Annotated in this window: 13 protein-coding genes; 10 read left to right on the forward strand and 3 right to left on the reverse strand. The window is 34.4% G+C overall.

The window, feature by feature from the left end:
* Positions 1–320 precede the first annotated feature (320 nt).
* The 10 genes from F3H00_RS09615 to F3H00_RS09660 all read left to right on the forward strand — a co-directional run bounded on the left by F3H00_RS09615 (position 321) and on the right by F3H00_RS09660 (position 11,379).
* Positions 321–965 (forward strand): TnsA endonuclease N-terminal domain-containing protein, encoded by a 645-nt coding sequence (locus F3H00_RS09615; protein ID WP_107691781.1) that lies wholly within the window; start codon positions 321–323, stop codon positions 963–965.
* Positions 958–2,856 carry a TnsB C-terminal domain-containing protein gene (locus tag F3H00_RS09620; RefSeq protein ID WP_149703828.1) on the forward strand — a complete coding sequence of 633 codons (1,899 nt, stop codon included), beginning with the start codon at positions 958–960 and terminating at the stop codon, positions 2,854–2,856. The genes F3H00_RS09615 and F3H00_RS09620 overlap by 8 nt, the downstream gene beginning before the upstream one ends.
* A gap of 12 nt (positions 2,857–2,868) precedes the next feature.
* Positions 2,869–3,762, forward strand: coding sequence for a TniB family NTP-binding protein (locus tag F3H00_RS09625; protein WP_103559943.1), 894 nt, complete (start codon positions 2,869–2,871; stop codon positions 3,760–3,762).
* Positions 3,763–3,806: 44 nt separating this feature from the next.
* Positions 3,807–4,724 carry a TniQ family protein gene (locus F3H00_RS09630; protein ID WP_169779396.1) on the forward strand — a complete coding sequence of 306 codons (918 nt, stop codon included), beginning with the start codon at positions 3,807–3,809 and terminating at the stop codon, positions 4,722–4,724.
* Between the two features lie 202 nt (positions 4,725–4,926).
* On the forward strand, positions 4,927–6,783 hold the full coding sequence (locus F3H00_RS09635; protein ID WP_149703829.1) for a TonB-dependent receptor domain-containing protein: 1,857 nt from the start codon (positions 4,927–4,929) through the stop codon (positions 6,781–6,783).
* 32 nt (positions 6,784–6,815) lie between these two features.
* Complete coding sequence (locus F3H00_RS09640) at positions 6,816–7,778, forward strand: ABC transporter substrate-binding protein (protein WP_103559946.1); 963 nt, start codon at positions 6,816–6,818, stop codon at positions 7,776–7,778.
* Positions 7,779–7,810: 32 nt separating this feature from the next.
* Positions 7,811–8,860, forward strand: coding sequence for an ABC transporter substrate-binding protein (locus F3H00_RS09645; protein ID WP_149703830.1), 1,050 nt, complete (start codon positions 7,811–7,813; stop codon positions 8,858–8,860).
* On the forward strand, positions 8,853–9,854 hold the full coding sequence (locus F3H00_RS09650) for a FecCD family ABC transporter permease (RefSeq protein WP_149703831.1): 1,002 nt from the start codon (positions 8,853–8,855) through the stop codon (positions 9,852–9,854). The genes F3H00_RS09645 and F3H00_RS09650 overlap by 8 nt, the downstream gene beginning before the upstream one ends.
* Positions 9,854–10,588, forward strand: coding sequence for an ABC transporter ATP-binding protein (locus F3H00_RS09655; RefSeq protein ID WP_087580454.1), 735 nt, complete (start codon positions 9,854–9,856; stop codon positions 10,586–10,588). Before F3H00_RS09650 ends, F3H00_RS09655 begins: the two co-directional genes overlap by 1 nt.
* Positions 10,585–11,379: a class I SAM-dependent methyltransferase gene (locus F3H00_RS09660; protein ID WP_103559949.1), complete on the forward strand. Its 795-nt coding sequence runs from the start codon at positions 10,585–10,587 to the stop codon at positions 11,377–11,379. The genes F3H00_RS09655 and F3H00_RS09660 overlap by 4 nt, the downstream gene beginning before the upstream one ends.
* A 332-nt stretch (positions 11,380–11,711) precedes the next feature.
* Here the strand turns inward: F3H00_RS09660 and F3H00_RS09665 are convergent, their stop codons facing one another.
* The 3 genes from F3H00_RS09665 to F3H00_RS09675 all read right to left on the reverse strand — a co-directional run bounded on the left by F3H00_RS09665 (position 11,712) and on the right by F3H00_RS09675 (position 20,223).
* A complete protein-coding gene (locus F3H00_RS09665) occupies positions 11,712–12,407 on the reverse strand; it encodes a pentapeptide repeat-containing protein (protein ID WP_149703832.1) in 696 nt (231 codons plus the stop codon).
* A gap of 53 nt (positions 12,408–12,460) precedes the next feature.
* Positions 12,461–14,182, reverse strand: coding sequence for a Tn7-like element transposition protein TnsE (locus F3H00_RS09670; RefSeq protein ID WP_149703833.1), 1,722 nt, complete (start codon positions 14,180–14,182; stop codon positions 12,461–12,463).
* Between the two features lie 272 nt (positions 14,183–14,454).
* Complete coding sequence (locus F3H00_RS09675) at positions 14,455–20,223, reverse strand: helicase-like domain-containing protein (protein ID WP_149703834.1); 5,769 nt, start codon at positions 20,221–20,223, stop codon at positions 14,455–14,457.
* Positions 20,224–20,356 lie beyond the last annotated feature (133 nt).

Here is a 20,356-nt window from a genome sequence, read left to right on the forward strand (position 1 = left end):
TTTGAGCCTCTGTAAGATTCAATAAAAGTTGCGAATGAATAAAAGCGATTGAGAAATGCATTATGTAAAATCATTGCCCTATTTTCAGTTAAATTAATACTATTTTACTATTTTTTAAAATTAAAAACAAGCTACTAGAAATTCAATAAAAGTTGCGAATAGTTCAATAAAAGTTGCTAAAATATTATAAAAATTCAATAAAAGTTGCTAAAAAGTTTTAAAGGCGGTATAATACATGTATAGTATTTTAAAAAATATAATTGAGATATAGAAAACAATTAATTTCACTAGGTCCAAAGTAAATTAATAAAAAGGTAGCTATGTCAGTACGAAAAATTCCAAAAAACTATCGCTCATCCACCGGAATATTTCAGAGTTTGAAAAACAAGTCGCCTATCTCCTATGAATCTTTGCTCGAAAGAGACTTTTACTTACTTTTAGAATTTAATCATGAAGTTCAATCCTATGAAGAACAACCGCTTACAACACAATATGCCTATAGAAATTCAATTTACAGATATACCCCTGATTGTCTAGTACAATACTATCCAAATTTTAATAAGCTTCCATGCGTATTTGAAATCAAATTTAGCGAAGAACTTAAAGAAAAGAAAGTTTTTCTAGATGCAAAATTCTTTCAAATTGAACAATATCTGTATGAAAATGATATGAATTTTAAAATATTTACAGAACTCGATATAGATCCAATATATCTTGAGAATGCAAAACTAATCTACACATATGCTAATCTTCAGAGCACCAATGCGGTCAAAGACACATTTAACTTGTGTAAAAAATATTCAGGAAAAACACTTGCATATATTTTAAACCAAATTAGCGACAATAGACTAAGACAAGCAGAATTTATTCCCTATATTTGGTATTTAGTTTTTTCTTCAAAGCTCAAAATAGATATGTATAAGCCTATAAATTTTAATACTCCAATAAGGATCTGCGATGAATAAGGTGCAATATGCTATAGGCATGCATATTTTTTATAACAATGTAGAATATATAGTTGTTAGACAAATTAACTTTCAAGAAATCATGGCACAGAATATTTCAACTGGAGAAAAAGCTATTCTCCCTATTCAAGAAATGACAAAAGAGTCTCAAATTTCCAATCAAGAAGATAATCAACAAGACATCAACCCCTTAGAACTAAGTTCAAATGACTGGGACGAAGCCAACAAAAGACTAGAAATTATAAAGCCTATCTTGGGTGTAGTTACCAATAGAATTAAGGCCATCAAGCAAAGGGCTGCTGAATATAACTTGCACCCAAGTACAATTTATAGGTGGCTTGAAGCATACAAAAACTCAGGCAATCTTCTAGCTTCTATAGCCCCAAAAAATCAAGCCAAGGGAGGCAGAGGACGTCTTAGAACAGTTGAAGAGGTGGAATTGATAATTAAAAAAACAATTGAGGAGCTATATCTCTCGAAACAGAAATATTCATCAAAAAAGACATATATGGCGATAGTCCAAAGATGTAAAAATGCAAAAATTAAGCCGCCTAGCGAAAACACGGTACGCTCCAGAATCCAGTTGCTGTCGGACAAGGAAGTTCTTAAACGAAGAGAAAGCGCTAGAATGGCCGACAGAAAATATAGAAATACAGATGGTATGTTTCCAGCAGGAAAATATCCGCTTGATTTTATACAAATCGACCATACCCCAATGGATATTATTGTTGTAGATGAAGTGTACGGACAGCCTATAGGAAGACCATATTTGACCATAGCGATGGATATTTATAGTAGAATGGTCATGGGGTTTTTTATAAGCCTAGATGAACCTAGTTATTTTTCAGTCTCACAATGCCTTACACAAGCAATGCTATCAAAAGAGAAATATTTAAGAAGCCTAGAAGTCGATGGCGAATGGAATATTTGGGGGATTCCTAAAACAATAGGACTCGATAATGCGGCAGAATTTAGAGGAAAGGATTTGCAAAGGGTTTGTGAGCACTACGGCATAGAGTTAAATTGGAGACCTGTTGCAAGACCGCAGTTTGGTGGTCACATAGAAAGGATTATAGGTACCGCTATGAGAGAAGTACACACTCTGCCTGGCACCACTTTTTCAAATATTCAGCAAAGAGGAGAATATAAATCCGAAAAATATGCCACTATGACGCTCAAGTCTCTTGAAAAATGGCTTACCGAATACATCATAAATGTTTACCACAAACAGATACATAGCGGCATAAATTGTACTCCAGAGCATAAATACGAGATAGGAATATTCGGCGATGGCAAAACATCCTTGGGTAGAGGCCTGCCTGAAAGAATTGCTGATGAAGATAAATTTAAAATTTCGCTACTACCTACTATTGAACGCACAATCCAGCAATCTGGAATTAAAATAGATAGCATTCAATACTATGCAGATGCCTTAAGAAGATGGATTAGAGCCAAAGATAAAGACAAGAAAGCTAGAAAATTTATTTTCAAAAGAGACCTAAGAGATATAAGTACAATTTGGTTTTATGATCCTGAAATAAAGGAGTATTATCCAATTCCTTTTAGGAATATATCCTATCCTCCAATATCAGTCTGGGATTTAAGGGCTATCAAAAAATATCTTGACGACAACAATGTAACTGGATACGATGAAGTGACTATCTTTTCGGCATATGAAAAAATGAAACAAATCGAAAAAGATTCTGCGCAAAAAGTAAAAAGTATAAGAAGGAAGCACTCCGCACAAAAACATAGAGATACGAAAAGGAAATTTGATAATATACCAAAGACTAAATCTAAGTCAAATGCCTCATCTGATGCTGAAAATGACATATCTTTATCTGATTTATATAAAGATGTTGAGCCTTTCGATGATATAGAGATTTTATAAAGGCAACAACCTATGGAAAACCAACATTTAATTCAACAAGCACAAGATGCATTATTGCTTACAGATGAAGAAAGAATTGCTTTTATGTTAAACGAGAAGTGGTTTTTATACCCAATTGCCAAAGAAATTCTAAAAGAATTAGAATTTCATCTTAAGCATCCTAAAAAAAATAGAATGAAAGGCAGGCTTATTGTTGGCGGAACCAACAACGGAAAAACGTCTATCGTAAATAAATTTATTAGAAGCCATATGCCATATGATGATGAAAATGTCAAAATAACGCCAGTAGTAGCGGTGAGTGCGCCCGAAAGTTCCAATCCATCAGACCTATATGGAAGTATTTTACACAAGCTAGGGGTACCATATAAAAACACAGACAGAGCTACAAAAAAGAAAGAAAAGGTTGAGGGAATATTTTTACTATGTCGCACTAATATGCTTATAATCGATGAAATACACAATATTATAGTGGCACCCGTACAAAAACAAAAAGCCTTTATGGTGGCATTAAAAAATCTTAGCAACGAGTTAATGATACCCATCATATTGGTAGGCACTGCCGATGCACTACATGCTATAAATACAGATTCGCAAATAAGTAATCGATTTCCGCCACTGGTTGTACCAAAATGGAAATACGATAGATCTTTTTTATCCTTACTGGCAAGCATAGAAAAAACTCTCCCTCTAAGAAAACAATCAAATATGGCCACCTCAAAAGAGATATCAAATTATATTTTAGACTACTCTGAAGGGTATATAGGAGAAATTATAGATTTAATAAACTTAGCTGCTCAATATGCCATAGAACAAAAAATTGAAAGCATTACCATGGAAACACTTAAAAAATCTAATTTTGTGCGCCCTTCTATGAGAAAAAATATTACTGATTTTATAGAAATATGATAAGCCATGTTACTAGATTTATAAATTTAAACGATAGGGACTTTGTGATTCATCCAAAGCCTCAAGACGACGAATTACTATCGTCATGGCTAGTAAGAGTAGCTCTAGCAAACGATGCAGCAGCTACATCTTTTACTAACATGCATTTTAGAGAATATGCAAGAAATATTATCTGGCAAAGGGATTTGGATATATGGTGTCCTCAAGATCTTATGAAGCGACTCTCGGAAAAAAGTCATTTATCAAAGGAGCAAATTCTAGATATGACATTAAAAAGCTATGAAGGAAAACTACAAGAACATATTAATGGTAGAACCAGAACTCGCTTTGTACAGCCCCTTGGGAACTATTGCCATATAAAAAGAAATGGCGGATTAAGATTTTGTCCCAAATGCCTAAAGGAGGATATAGTACCCTACTTTAGAAAGACATGGAGACTTTCTTTTTATACAGCATGTATCAAGCACGACTGTTTTCTGCACAGCAGATGTCCTACATGTGGCTCTCCACTAGTAATTTATAAGCATTACAACGAAAGAGACTTTACTTTTTGCTATAAATGTGGCACCGATCTTAAAACGGCACCTGCTCATACTATAAATAAACTTTCTTACGGGCTTAAAGCAGTAGAATGTTTGCTACAAATACTAAGTGAGGGCTACGGTATAAAATTCGGAAAAAAAGTAGCGTCAATCGATTTTTTTCATTTTTTAAAACAGATTAATAAAATGATTTATTTATGGAGAAAAACAGATGGCGTATTTGAGCACGAAATATTAGGAGATGTCATAAAATTTAATACTACAACTAAAAATAAATGCTATGAGGACTTTATAACCATAGAAGAACAGTATCTACTGTATTCCGGCTCTTGTTTTTTGATTCAATCAGATTCAAATTTTAAAGATTTTATTCAAAATAATCACATATTGCAGTGTCATATATATAAAGATTTTAGATAAAAATAGGTATTTGAATATAAAGATATAATTACCATTAAACCTATTTAAAAGGCCACAGTAATCCGCCCCCTGCTTAATATTAACTTCTTTGCATAGATATTTAATTATTATTCCACATCAAGTTTATTTAAAAATTATTGCACTACAATTCTTTTTGATATTTTGATATAAAAAATCATAATTATATCTAAAAGGATTTCTAATGAGATTAGCTATCAGTCTGACTGCGGCTACGATGGTACTATTTGCAAACGGTGCAAATCCCGACGTTATAAAGCCGATAAAGGATTTTACGCCTCCGCCGCCTTATACGCCAAACATCGCTCAAAGCGCGTTTCCCGAAAATCAATTCAACCGCGTGCCAAGGGATGATTATTTTTTTGTGACGGATTTGCTCGATAATTCGATGGACAAATTTCACGTCGCGGGCGGATTTTACGGCAGGACGTTTTATAGTTCGGGACTTTTTAAATACCGCGGTGCAAATTTCTATACGATTTTAAACGCGAACTTTTCTAAAGCCAATCGCTACAAAGACGGTGGCGGCAGGGAATGGAACTACGGCTATGCCAGGCAGGGGCAAAGCGCGGTCGTGGGTTTCGTGCCTAGTGAGCTAAGTGAGTTTAGATTTACGCTAGTGCACGATAATATTGACGACGACAAGCAGCCTCACCATACTGCCGACTCGATAAAGACGCAACGATATATCGGTAAGTTTAACGCCAGGCTAGGTAAAGAGGATTTATCTAATACGTTAAATTTTGAAATAGCATTACGCGACGTGAGCAGAAGAAACGACAATTATCATTTGCGCCGCGCAGACCCTTCTAATATGGTAAAGGTAGAAGTAGATAGAAAGATTATAGATACGGAGCTAAAATACGATGTTGATTTTTCAAACTGGCACAATGTGGTCGGTACAGGATATCAGCACGATAATCATGAGGGCAAAAGATATCGTAAAATAGGCAATGATTGGGTTTTAAACGGCTTTAGGTTTGCAGACGTAACGAATAAAAAAACGAGAGTTTTTGATACGCTAAGCTATAAATTTACTGACGCGCACAAGCTCAGTCTAGCTCTAAACTACGACTGGATGAAGTCGAATTTAAATGATTTAAATACGGTTTATAACGGAGCAAGCGCGATAAATACCGTCGCTAAGCTTATTAAACAAATTTACGGCAAAGACTTTGACGGCAACATAAAACAGAATGGCTTAAGCGCTAGCCTAAAATACGACTTCACGCCCAATAAGCAAGATAATTACTATGTGGCTATAGAAAGTCTTTATCGTATGCCGAGCAATATGGAACGCTTTAGCAGTCTCTATGGGCCGACTACTAGAGGCTGGATCAGCAATCCGTTTATTAAGCCCGAGCGCCACAACCGCGTAAATTTGGGCTTTACCTATAAGAGCGAATTTTATAAAGAATACATGAGCTCGCGTCAGGGCGAGGATAGCTTTAGTCTGGGCGGATACTTTATCGCAGACGACGCGCAGGATCTAGTTATCTACGATCGTCGCCACTCGGCCGCTGCCGCGCCGATGAATAAAAACGCCGTCATCACGCGCAACGTTGATGCTAGGATTTACAGCGTAAATTTGCGCGGGGAGTATAATTTCGCGCGAAATTTCGGGCTAAAAACTTCGTTATTTTACAACTACGGACAAAATAAAACCGACGACAGACCGCTCTATCAGATCCGCCCGTTTGAGGCAAATTTGGCCTTTGATTACAAGGACTACGCGAGCTTTGGCAGCTACAATATCGGCACGGCGGTGCGCTACGTAGCAAAGCAAAATAGAGGAGATTTCGATAAAGCCACCGGCTTTGGCATCGACAAGCGTGAAGCGGCTAAGAGCTTTACGACGATGGACGTTTACGGCGGATTTGAGTTTAAAAACAGCTGGGGCGTGAGGCTTGGCGTGACGAATATCTTTGATAAAGATTACGCCGAGTTTATCAGCGGCGAGCACGTAGGAGCGCTAGATCCTGATCCTGTGGTGCGCGCGCCGGGGAGGGCGGTGTTTGTCAGCTTCCACTCTAGTTTTTAAAGACAACTATCTGTATAGCAAGGAGATACAATATGAATAGACGAGGTTTTTTAGGATTTGGCGCGGCGATTGGTGCTACAGCTCTTGCACCGAGCCTTTTTGCGAAGGAAAATTTCACGATGTGGGGCGCGCCGGCAATCCCTAGCGTTATAATGGCCGTAGCAAGCCTACAAGGCGAGCTAGCAAAGACTCATGACGTGAGGTTACGCATTTGGAATAGTACGGATCAACTCCGAGCAGGCGTAGCTAATGGGGAAATAAAAATCACTATGGCGCCATCAAACGTGGGAGCAAACATGCGAAATCACGGCTTAAATTTAGCTATGCTAAATTTGCTTAGCCTTGGTACGATACAAGCCATGGTAAAAGATGAGAATATAAAAACTTTTGAAGATTTTATCGGCAAAAAATTAATAATTCCTTTTAAGGGTGATATGCCTGATTTGGTTCTACGAGCGCTTTGTAAAAAACGAGGAATAGATATTTCCAAAATAGACATTACGTATACGCAGACACCGCCGGAAGCTGCAGGATTATTTTTGCAAAAAGATTATGATATTTTAATCGCCCCTCAACCTCTTCCGGCAGCAACCATACTGCGCGGGAAGAAAATGGGGATAGCGGTACATTACGGAGTAGATATTCCTAAGGTCTGGGGAGAAAGCTTTAATACCAAGCCGTACATTCCGATGGCGGGCATTATAGTCGACGTAGATTTTTATAAAGCAAATTTGCCTCTATTTGATACGCTTCATAGCGACTTAACTAACGCTCTATCTTGGATTAAAGATAATAAGCAAAGCGCTGCCAAAATAGGAGCCGAATATCTACCGGTTCCAGAGCCGGCACTGGTTAATGCATTTGATAGGGCAAATTTGACGGTAACAAAAGCTCGCGATATGCAAGATGAGATAATGTCATTTTTTGAAACTATTTTTGAGTTTAATCCAAAGCTTTTGGGCGGTAAGATGCCCGACAAGAGTTTGTTTCTATAATTAAAGATAAATTTATAAAAAAGGATAATGTCATGTTAAAACATATTTTGTGTTTATTATTTGTTTCTCTAAATATTTCGTTTGCTATGACAAACGAACAGATTGATGAATTTATATCAAAAAATAGCGTAGATATTCAGACTTTAAATGGAGTCCCAAATAAAGTTTACGCCAGTAATCCACCGTTACTATTTTTGCTATATGCCGTTGCCCCCGAGAAAGTCAGCGGTATAAATTCTAGTTTCGGCAAAAGAGAAAAGCCGTACCTAAAGGAGAGCATGATTAATCAGCCGGTAGTAGGAGGATTTTTCGGACAAGGCAAAATTCCAAATATGGAAATGCTTTTAAAGCTAGATCCTGATTTGATACTGGTAAATTCTGATTCTAAAAATACTCAAAAGAAATTCAAAGAAACCCTGGGTGAAATAAAAAAACCTATGCTGTACTTAAAAGGCTATGAATTAGAAGACTATATCGACTCTCTTGAAGTTTTGGGCAAAATTTTAGATAAGCAAGATAGAGCAAAAAAGCTAATAGAGTATTCTAAAAAAACCATGGATATTTCAAAAGAGCTTAATGAATATATAGCAAAAAACTCGGTTGTTAAGCCTAAAATATACTATGCCGAAGATCCCGACGGACTAGCTACCGAATGCGAGGGCTCATGGCACACTAGGCTTATAGAGCTAAGCGGTGCCGAAAATGTGCATAAATGCAGCGGAAACCCGGATGCTACGGCTTATGGGCACATCAAAATTAGCTTTGAACAAATAGCCGAATACGATCCTGATATTATATTAATTTTCGAGAAGAGCTTTTATGATAAAATCTATGACGATCCTAAATGGCAAATACTAAAAGCCGTAAAAAATAAAAGAGCTTATTATTTGCCTCGCGAACCGTTTTCTTGGTTTGATCGCCCGCCTTCATTTATGAGATTCATAGGGCTTAAATGGCTTATAAATTTAACTCATCCTGATGTATTTAAATTCAATATGAATAAGGAAGTTAAGGACTTTTATAAATTATTCCTAGAGGTTGACGTAAGCGACAACCAAGTAAAAGAGCTTATAGGTGAGTAAAAAAGCCTTTACGTTTTTAAGTATCTTATTGCTAGGGTTTATGTTACTTTCGATACTAATAGGAAAATACGGCTTTAATGCGGAAGATTATCTAACGTATTTTAAAGCCGTTATAAAAGGCGAAGACTTAAAAAATTATCAAGTTATGCACACTTTAATAACGGAAATTCGCCTTCCTAGAATAATGGCCTGCATTATAATAGGTGCCAGTTTGGCTATTTCTGGCTCAGCATACCAAGCCATGTTTGTAAACCCTCTAGTAAGTCCATCAATACTTGGGGTTTTAAGCGGTGCCGGATTCGGCGCCGCCATAGGAATGTTTTTCGGATTAAACGAATATCTCATTCAGCTTAGTACCTTTGCGTTTGGTTTTATAGCGGTACTAACGGCCTTAAGTATATCGGCTTTTTACTCGCGCTCAGGTAGTATTATAGTATTGGTTCTTGGTGGCGTTATTAGCGGTTCTCTTTTCACGTCCTTACTATCAGCATTAAAATACGCAGCCGATCCAAACGACTCATTGCCGGCTATTACTTATTTTTTAATGGGTAGCCTAGGGTTTGCTTCGAAGAATTTTATTCAAATCTCGATTCTACCGATGTTTGTAGGAATACTATTGTTGGCCTTTAGCGGCAAATATTTAAATGCGCTGAGTTTGGGAGAAGAAGAGGCTAAAAGTCTGGGTATAAATGTTGCTAGGGTTAAAATTTTCGTTATTTTGGTTGCTACTTTTATCAGTGCCCTAAGCGTAACGATAGCCGGCATTATCGGATGGATAGGTCTTATAGTTCCACATATGGCTCGTTTTATATTCGGAGCGGATAATCGCGCCGTATTGTCTAGTTCAGCTATGATAGGTGCTATATTTTTACTCTTTTGCGATAACTTTTCGAGACTTATGTTTACTTTTGAAGTCCCGATAGGTATAGTAACTTCACTGTTTGGAATACCTATATTTATTCTAGTACTTCGTAGAGCTAAAAAGAGTTTTTAATGATAGAAATCAGAAATCTAAAATTCGGATACAAAGATAAGAATATACTAAACGGCATAAGTTTTAGTATCAAAAAAGGCGATACGCTTAGTATTCTGGGCGCAAACGGTAGCGGTAAAAGCACCCTCCTGCGCATTATGCTTGGATTTTTAAAATTCGAGGGTACGGTAAATATATGCGGTAAAAGCGTAAGGGGTTACGAAAAAAAAGAACTTGCAAGGCTTATAGCCTACGTTCCTCAAACGCATGCCCCGTCATATGAATATAGCGTATTTGACATAGTATTAATGGGCGCATTGTGCAGAACGTCTTTATTTTCTAACTTTAGCCTTGCCGACAAAAAGCTTGCCGAGTATGCATTGGAAAGAATGGGTATTTTAGAGCTAAAAGATGAACTTTATACTAGAATAAGCGGCGGACAAAGGCAGCTGGCATATATCGCTAGAACCTTAGTACAAGGCGCCAAAGTTATTTTTATGGACGAACCTACGACCGGGCTTGACTTCGGCAATCAAATCAAACTACTTGAAATGATAAAGACGCTAAAAGACGAGGGGTATACTTTCGTACAAACCACTCATTACCCTCGTCACGCTAAATTTGTTTCAAATCTAGTATTGTTTTTAAAAGACGGCAAGATACTAGATTTTGGAAAGTGCGATGAATTGATAAATCCATCAAATATAGATAAGATTTACGGAATAGATTATCAAAAATATGAGGACAAATTATGATATTACCTTCTAATTACGATAGGCTGGATTTTAATAAGCTTTATAAGGAGCAAAGAACAAATAGCTCTTTTATTAGGAAATCAGTAGCCAAATGGGACGTTAAGGCAGCAAGCTTTAGCGAGAGCGTACTTAAGAGCGACTATGTTAAAGACTTTATCTCAAGAGTCGATTTTGATGGCGCAAGAACGCTTCTTGATTTCGCATGCGGTGCCGGAGCATTAAGCATAGCTGCAGCAAATAAGGTAGATAAAATTTACGGTTATGATTTTTCGTCGAAAATGCTAGAATTCGCAGAACAAAACTCTCGGGATTTTAATTGTAAAAATATTGAATTCGCGCAAAAAGCATTCGAAGACGACTTTAGCGACATACCTGAGTGCGATATTACATTTGCATCTCGTTGCCTTGACGTAGATGACTTAAAACAAGCCCTAGAGAAATTACTTTCAAAGACGAAAAAAGCCCTTTATATTACTTTTAAGGTCGGTAGTTTCATTAATGAAGACGTTTTAAATGCTCTTGGGAGCAACATTGAAAAAAGACCAGACTTTATATATTTAATAAATATTTTATTCCAAATGGGATATCTTCCAAAGCTAGAGTATATACAAACTTCATGCGGTGACGGAATACCTGAAACTATCGACGATCTTGTTAAAAAAATACAATGGGGACTTTCGAGAGAGCTTACGGAGCCGGAAGTTTATAATCTCAATAAGTACTTTAACGGCAACCACTTTGAGCAAAAACAAGAATATATGAACTGGGCTTTCATAAGAGTAGATAAATGATAATTTTATAATTAACTGTTATGGTCAATAAATTTGGATTGGTCTTAAAAATATCATATATTTATAGTTAGTGATATTTGAGCATACGGGATACGATGGCAATTCTTTAAGATGCCTGATATATTACATCGTCTATGATGCTAGGCTTTTACGCATTATTAAAAAATACATCCTATTGCTAAACACAGAGCCAATGTAATGCAAGGTTTTATAGCACATTAATGCAAAAAAAGAAGCAATTGTTAAAACATCTGATACCATAGGTAGCACCTCCGCTAATTTTTGTATTACAAACACCTTTAACTCGCATCAGTCCGTAGACGAGTGTTTGATTAGCTTATAGGGCCCTGTGTGGCAATAGAACCGAGTTCATTTATTGTATCATTTTTTTGTTTTTTATACAATATTTTTTTAATATAGCTCAATGTATGAAAATCACAAGATATATGATTAAGGCTTGATAAATTATTTACTAGAAAATTTTCACCAAATTCTGATACCAATATATCGACCGATAGTGTATTTATTGCATCTCTTTTTTGAAATAATACGCTAGAATTTTTTATAAAGCGGTTATTGCGAAGTTTATCAAAAGCCTTTAATAGCTCTTTGCTATAATTATTACTACTAGGAAAAGCTGTTAATATTTCGGTATTTTTTAAATTTCTTTTACTAATAATTTTTGATAAGCCGCTTGTGCATACTATTTTACAATTATAAAATTTGCAATTTTTAATTTTACACTCCTTGAAAACCGAAGATGAAATAATTGAATCTTCAAAAAGTGCATCCGTTAAATTACATTTTCTAAAAAGCGTTCCATTTAATAAACAAGATCTTATTTGGGCTTCATAAAAACTGCAAAATTTAAATTTTGTTCCAACAAAAGAGGTGCCGTCAAATATAGTGCCGGAAAAATTGGTTTTATAGCTGCATGATTTATTAAAATTTTTATATATAAATTTCCTGTCACTCCTATCCACGCAACTATAACTAAAAGCTTTTTTATTTTTGTCGTTTACGGGCATGCAACCTCTATCTATTAATTTTTATTCGTATTTATAGATTATATTATAATGAGTCATTTTTCTTGATATCTCTCCAGTACGCATTTTAACCTCTTGCCCCAATCTTGTATCTTTTTCTCGCGTGCATCATATGGATGGTATAAATAATATTTGGTCATTTTAAATTTTAAATCCTGCAACCAACTATTACTCGTTTTTGCAATGTTTGTGACTATTTCTTGCACGATAGCCTCATCTATACTATTATAATAATCCCTAATTAAAAGCGTACTAAGCGTTTCTAACAATTTGTCTTTTTGTATCTCAAGAATAATGTACCTACAATTTTTGTAGTATATCTCAACCACTATATACTTTCTAGGAGTCACTCCATCCAACATTGTAGCCCTCTTCCACGCATGCCTTCCTCGATAGTTTTTTGGTTTTTGAGGCAAGTCCTCGCATTGTAAAATTTTGTATGAAAAATCGCAATAAATATCAGAGCAATACATCAACATAGCTTTTATGTCTTCAATAGTTACATAACTTCCGGTTTCTTGCTCACTATCCTCGTCTTCTTTTTTCAAGTGCCCCTCTGTAGTATTTAGATCGCCCTGTACTCCCGCGTCGTTTGAGCTTAGATCTAATTTGTCCTCCTGTAATTTATCACTTCCTCGTACTATTTCTCTACTTTGGTCTTCTTCTGTAATCGTTTCAAATTCAATAGTTTTATTGAACAGATCTAACTTTGCCTCTAAATTAGCATCCTCATCTTTATCTACTATACTTACTGAACTATGTAAAATATTGGGGGTTTTTTCATTGAGTTGATTCGTTAAATCTTTCTTGGACAGCTTTGTGCTTTTTATCACACCTATTATATCTTTTTTTCCTCCAGGAAGCTCTCTAATAACTTTAAGCTGTTCAAATGGATAAAACGAATTTTCTTGCAAGATTTTTAAAACAAGCAATGATCCATCACTTAATACCTTAACTCTTGCCTTAAAATTTATTTTTCCAGGTACTGGAAAATTTGCTTGAATAGTCATCGTATTTGGCGAGCCCACAAAGTTAGCACTTTGTTTCCTATGCTCAGATAATATTTTGCTAGCAACCATATCTCTTCTTATTTGCAGCCACATATTATTAGCTCTTTTGTCTATAACAAATCTATATATATTTTCTGCATCAATATTATTCGCATTGAATTTTAAGTATATCTCACCAATCCCATTATCTAATGTTGCTCTTTTATAAAGACCATCCAATGAACTATTTTGCCCCTGAGTCTCCGACATGATTTGTCTAGTCATCGATGCTGATGTAAAGTAAAAATATCTTGCGATTTCATAATGTGGAAAAATAACAATTCTTCCAGATAAATTATCTTTAAAGGTTGAATATTTTTGCTGATTTTTATGCCAGCCAACATTATATTTACCTATTTTTTCAGGTAGCTCACTCATAAACTCATCTAAAATAGGTATGTTCTTAAGATTTTTGGTCACCAGCAATCCATCGCCGACACTTATTTGAAAATTGCGAATATCTCCTGCGCTAGTTCCGTTTTTTTGCTGGTTTTCAACAACGGTACCCAACGGGAAAGCACAAATTTCTTTTAAATTGAAAAAAGATAGAAAATATTCGGGTTTTTCTTTGAATATCTCTTTTAAAATGATTGGGATACTAAAATTCGTTTCGTTTTGATAAATATCTCCATATGAAAAGACAACCAACTTTTTATTTTTTGGTAATTTTGTCAATATCAAATCTTGTAAAATCACACTTTCATTCATTACCCAAAGCCCTCTGAGCACTCCTTAGAATCTATTTTGTTCTATTCTAAGCTTAAAAATTTATATATAAAAGATCATTAAATAATCCTTTTAAAATAAAGTATTTTTATAAATTATAAAAAACAACATATGTTCGCAACTTTTATTGAACTATTCGCAACTTTTATTGAATTTCACAATTATTGAGAAATTTATTTTTTTATTGTTTAATACTGTATTAAATAATTTATAATTGTATTAAATTATTTAATACAATTATAAAATGTGCCATATTAAAGACTGATGCCAGTATCTATTGATCTGCTTTTTTCTTCTGTTTGTTTGGATAATTTATATTGTGGTTGCGTAAATGCTGGTCGTTCTACTTGATCATTATTGTTTCGTTCTTTTAGCTTTTCAAGCAACTTCTCTTTTTGAATTTTGTCCCAATTTTTATATTCCTCTAGTGCTGAACTTTTAAACTCACTTTTATACTGCCTGTCTACAATCATCTTCTCATTTTCGGAATTACAAATTTCAAGGTCTTTTTGAAGTTTGTTTAAAAGTTCTTGCTTTGGATAAACTTGGTTGCTTGCTAACCATTCTTTTAAAGTAATATTTGATTCTTTTAATTTTTCTAGATCATTTTTATTTTTCTCTAGCCTCTTTTGTAGGGCTTCATCACTTAGGACATTGTTTATTCTTGTAAAAAAGCCTCTAAGGCTAATTTGTTCTCTTGCGCTAATACCTTTTGATATATCGTCATTATATTCAAGAGATCTTGGTTCTAACTCTATATCGTATTCTTTGTTTACGAGCTTAAAAAATATAATATTTCCATTAAATGCTGTATTTGTAACTTCTCCAATAACTTTAAAGCCCTTATACTCTGCAACCTCTCTTGGCGTCTCTTTTTCTGCAAATAGTAAATTTATATTATCTTGTAAGATGTCTGCCATTTGATTTTGCTTTATTTCTATTTCGTTAGTATCTGTGCCATTTTTATCTTTTGGTATATTAAAGTCATACACTATTGGCTCAAAACCACCAGTTGCAATAGAGGCTTTATATTTGTTCATTTTGCAAGTAAAGTTTTCACTTGTATTTTGTTTTACTATATCTTTAATGATATCTATTTTAGGTATTTGCATCTCTATGTTGGCCATTCTAATGTTGTTTTTCTCTTGTTCCTCGCCATTAGAAAAAACTTGTTCTTTATATCGTTTGAGCTCATTTCTCTCTTTTTTTATAGCTTCATTTAATTCAAACTCTGTAAAGATGAGAGGATTTTCGCTGGCGACCGCACGTGCCTCATTTGAATTTAATAAATCCTCCTCAAAGCCATTTAAACTACGTTCTCCGACGACACCTCTTCTGAAATTTAATATAGCCTCGTTCTTTTTGCTCTGCAACTCCCAGTTCCTTTCATCAAACGTTCCAGGAGTAATATGTCTAAATTCTTTTATTATAAAGTTTTCTGGATCGTTCTCATAAAAGAGATTACCTTGTCTAATCGCTCTTCCATTGCTTTGTGTTATATCACTTGGTCTCCATGGACAATCTATGTGGTGAAGTGCTGTGATGCGTCTTTGGACATTTACTCCTGTTCCCATTTTTGCACGGCTGCCCAAAAGAACTCTAACTTCACCATCATTAACTTTTTTAAAAAGATCCGCTTTTTCTTCGTTGCTAACCGCGTCATGTATAAATGCTATTTGTTCTCTTGGTATTCCTTTATCAACTAGCTTTTTATAAATATCTCCATAAAGAAAAAATCTACTATCATCAAATTCATCCTTTTTTAGAACCTCTCCATTTTCATCAAGATCATCTACTGATACCTCGCTGCTTTCTAAAGCATCATTTATATTCTCGAATTCATCAACATATTCTGTTTTTTGCTCTTCTCTAGCTAATATCTCGTCTAGTTTTAAGTTAAATGATTTATCACTAGTGCTTTTTGGTGTTCCAACATCTAAGAATACAAGCTGAGTCCCCTTTTTATCACCCCAAGTTTGCCATTCTTTAAATATCTCATCAACCGCGATATTTATTTTAGAATTTGGGTAATCAGGGGCTGTTGGATCTATTAGTCTAAAATCAATACTTGCTTTTTTTGCGTCGTTTGTTACTTTTAGTGGGTTATCGATGCTTGGATCATATCCTCCACCTTCCATGCTAATAAGTCGCCCAGTAATTGAGTATCTAGGGTAAATTCCATTTTCATCAGCTTCCCCTATATAATCTGATATACGTTTAGATTTTTCACTTTTTACGTAAATCACTTCTTTATTTGGAACAAATGTCTTTGAAAAGGCTTTAATATCATCATTTGTGATAGTGTCTGTTGTTTGGCTTAGTATATTTGATAGCTCAGGTAAGTTTGTAAGTGATGAAAACCTTGCTTCCATTTTTATGCGACCGCTAGCATCTCTTACAGGGGCAATGTCTATACCAGCAAAATTACTAGCCCAATTTGAAAAGCTATCTATGCCTAAATTTTCAAGCTCTTTTGGCTGCAAATATCTCTGCATATTATAAATTTCGCTAAGTGAGTTTGATACTGGAGTTCCAGTTAAAAACATTACTTTACCATCTTTTTTGTCGTTAATATAGGTAGTAAGTGCAAGCATATTTAATGCTCTCTTGCTTGAAGTATTAGCTCCTTTGCCTTTTGCATTCATCGGAGAGATTACGCCTAAATTTTTAAAGTTATGTGCCTCATCAACCACTATACTATCAACACCAAGCATTGAAAAATCCATTGTCTTGGATTTTGCTTTATCGTCAAATAGTTTTTCCACTTTTTTTTCAACTCTAGCTATCATTTTTTCAACTTGACGTGCAGAACGTCTGTTTGTTGATTCATCACGTTCCTCGTAATATCTAAGAGCTTCTTTTAGCTCATAAATTTCTTTGTCAAGTATCTTTTTTTGTGTTTCAAAAGGAACTGGTAGTTTTTCTACTTGTGTATATTTTATAACAACGGCATCCCAGTCATTATTTGCTACTTTAGCCAAAAACTCGTCTCTTTCTTTTGGGCTTAAAGAGTTTTCGTCTGCCACTAGCACATTAGCATTAGGAAATGCATCAAAAATACTTTGATCCCATTGGGTTACAAGATTGTTTGGAACGATGATTAGAGGTTTTTTTACAAGCCCAAGCTCTTTTTGCTTCATAACAGCAGCTATTGCTGCATATGTTTTGCCAGCCCCAACTTCGTGATCAAGTAAAATATTTTTTTGAACCATGTTTCTAAAAATAGCATCTTTTTGGTGCTTTCTAAGTTTTATATTGCCATCAAGCCCTAAAATTTCTAAACCATCTCCATTAAATTTGGCTTTAACGTAGCAGTTAAATTTGTCGTTGTAAATACGTTCTAGTTCTTTTGCTCTAGCTCGGTTGCTATATATCCATTCATTAAATTTGCTTTTTAGCATTTCAACTTTCGCATTTGCTTCAGCTGTTTTTTCTGGATTTATTACTTGTTTAAAGACTATGTTACCTTCTTTATCTCTCTTAATATTACCTTCTTTATCTAGCAAAGGCTCATTTGTTTTTTCCATAATCTTTATAGGTGTATTATTTAGAGCACTTTCTATAATGTCATATACGCTTTTATTGTTACCTACATTTTGGTGTATTTCATAATTTCCATTAATTAGTCTTTGTGTGGTAAGTCCTTTGACTTCAACGGAATAGTTATAAGTTGCATATTGTGAAAGATGATATTTATCTCCGTCTATTTGCCAGCCCATGGAACCTAAATTTTGAAGTTTCCATGCATCATTATTATAGTTTGATGTCTTTAGCTCGTTCTTTAAAAAATCATCATAGTATTTTATTGGTATCCAAGAACTGCCAAACCTCGTGTCTATATCAACAAAGCTAATATCTTGTGGTATGACCTTGCTAAGTTCTTCTATATTGTTTTGCATTAAGTCCGCATAAATGTCTTGTAGATTTTTTGCTGATTTTAATTTTTCCTTGACATTTCCACTAAGATAAATTGGAGTAAAAATTAGCTCTCTTTCGCCTTTTGATAATTTTTCTGGATCGTAAAAAGCCAGTTTTTCTGCAATAATTTGATCTTCGACTTCGATATTTGATTTTCCTAGTTTTTTTGAAATATAGTTTATATCGATCTTTCCAAACTGATACATGCTTACTAATACACCATCCTTTTCATTGTCAAACAAAATTTCAGGAGTAAAGCCTATTGTTCGGTGAAGTAAAATATTAGCCTTTTCGCAGCTTTCCTTTATGGCTTCTTTGCCATCTCTTGCACGTTCTGGTTTTTTATAGTTTTTTTCTAGAGCTTTGACTTTGCTAAACTCTACATCTAGATTTTTAAATGATGCTGCCTTATTCCCAGATAAAAATCCTTCGCTAATATGATAGTTGTCTAGTAACAAATTAAGCTGTTCTCTTGTTTGCTTTAGTTTTATATCATCGTCTTTGATATCTGTCTGCTCTAGTGCAATGAGCTCTTTGAGTTTGTCTCTTAAAGGTATATACTTTTTAATTCTATTTTGGATGGTGGGGCTTAAATCTTCAATTTTTGATGCTCTTATTTCTCCGTTTATCGACGAGGTTATTTTGCAAATTTGATCATTATAGATTAAAAGGCTATTTTCTTTTAAATCCTTAACATAATCATAGGCATCGTCGTAACTTTCTATTGCAAAGTCGATAATAGATGCCGGCTCTCTCCACTTATATACGTTAGCAGGAAGTTGATTTTCTATAAAATTTTCTATTGCTGTATCAAGACTAAAATTTATATCGTCTTTTGGATCATAAAAAATTGCTTTTCCAAATTGCCCATTTCTCAAGATCGGCTTAGCAAGTATGTTTTGGGGATTTTCAATAAAATAATGGTTTATGCTTTGATTTAATTCTGTGCCATCTTGTGCTACTTGAGTTGATTTAATATTGGATATTTCTTTGTTATACTCAGGATGCTTGCCTTTTTGTAGAAAAATGATATCTGTTTCAGCCTCTGTGTGCTTAAAAACATTGTTTGGCAAACGCACTGCACCTAAGAAAGTATGATTTTGCGCTATCTCATCTCTTGCTGAATTGTATTTAGCATCCATAAAGTGACGACTTACTACAAAAGCACTTATTCCATCTTCTTTTAAACTGTATTGTGTGGCTTTTTGTATAAAGAAATTATGGGCTGAACCATATAAATCTTGATGCTTATTATCAAAAAGTGGGACATCTAAAAATGGAGGATTGCCAACAACTGCGTCAAACTGCTCATCATAAGTAAATTTTTCGTAGCCAATGTTATTATTTTTTTGATTCGGATATAAAATTTTGTTCATTTTAATTGTAAGAGGTTCAATATCAAGACCAGTAAAATGAAAATTATCGTTTTTGTTAAACGTAATAAACGAACCATTTCCTACACTAGGCTCTAGAATTTCTTTGTTCAAATCTGCTCTATCGGCATTAATACCAAGTCTTTCGAGACCTTTATACATTGCCGAAACGATATTTTTAGGCGTATAATATGCAGTTAAATTTGAGCGTTTAGCAGCATCATATTCACTTTCGCTAAGTAGCTTTTTGAGCTCTTCTCTTTCATCTTTCCATTTTTCATTGCGTTCATCAAATAGTCCATTTATTCCTCCCCAGCCTGAAAAGTTAGCTATTGTTAGCTGTTGCTCTCTTGTAATATTTAGTTCTATTTCGCCTTTCTTAGCAAGATCTAATTTTGGGTAAATTTCGTTAGTAGTTTTAATTGCTGCAATATTTTTTCTAAATCTATCCTTTTCCCCACCTAGTTCTAGGGCATCGCTTAGTTTTAGGTCCTCAAAGGTATTATTGAATTTTTTTATAGGATTAATTATGGTTTCTTCATTTGGTGTAACATCTGTTGTGTTTATAGTTTCAAATAAGCTATTTTCTATCTCATTTATCTGTGCATCTATATCAATCGTTTTTTCTATAATTGAATTGAGATTACCTCCAAAGTATTCTGGATGAGCATCTGCCATACTAAATAGATCAAGACTATCATATAGATTATTATCATTTTTCTGTTTTGCCATTTAAAATCCTTACAAAAAAATAAAATTTTAAAATAAAATTTTATCTAAATTTATGGCAAATGCCGATTTTTACATACTTTTATAACAATATATTATTATGTGAAATATTAAATATTTTTATACAATATTAAAA

Source organism: Campylobacter concisus, from assembly GCF_902460845.1.
Taxonomy (GTDB): Bacteria; Campylobacterota; Campylobacteria; order Campylobacterales; family Campylobacteraceae; genus Campylobacter_A; species Campylobacter_A concisus_X.

Coding starts and splice junctions, on each gene's coding strand:
- F3H00_RS09660 (WP_103559949.1), top strand. CDS start 10,585: ATGATATTACCTTCTAATTACGATAGGCTGGATTTTAATAAGCTTTAT.
- F3H00_RS09675 (WP_149703834.1), bottom strand. CDS start 20,223: ATGGCAAAACAGAAAAATGATAATAATCTATATGATAGTCTTGATCTA.
- F3H00_RS09640 (WP_103559946.1), top strand. CDS start 6,816: ATGAATAGACGAGGTTTTTTAGGATTTGGCGCGGCGATTGGTGCTACA.
- F3H00_RS09635 (WP_149703829.1), top strand. CDS start 4,927: ATGAGATTAGCTATCAGTCTGACTGCGGCTACGATGGTACTATTTGCA.
- F3H00_RS09665 (WP_149703832.1), bottom strand. CDS start 12,407: ATGCCCGTAAACGACAAAAATAAAAAAGCTTTTAGTTATAGTTGCGTG.
- F3H00_RS09620 (WP_149703828.1), top strand. CDS start 958: ATGAATAAGGTGCAATATGCTATAGGCATGCATATTTTTTATAACAAT.
- F3H00_RS09670 (WP_149703833.1), bottom strand. CDS start 14,182: ATGAATGAAAGTGTGATTTTACAAGATTTGATATTGACAAAATTACCA.
- F3H00_RS09645 (WP_149703830.1), top strand. CDS start 7,811: ATGTTAAAACATATTTTGTGTTTATTATTTGTTTCTCTAAATATTTCG.
- F3H00_RS09615 (WP_107691781.1), top strand. CDS start 321: ATGTCAGTACGAAAAATTCCAAAAAACTATCGCTCATCCACCGGAATA.
- F3H00_RS09625 (WP_103559943.1), top strand. CDS start 2,869: ATGGAAAACCAACATTTAATTCAACAAGCACAAGATGCATTATTGCTT.
- F3H00_RS09655 (WP_087580454.1), top strand. CDS start 9,854: ATGATAGAAATCAGAAATCTAAAATTCGGATACAAAGATAAGAATATA.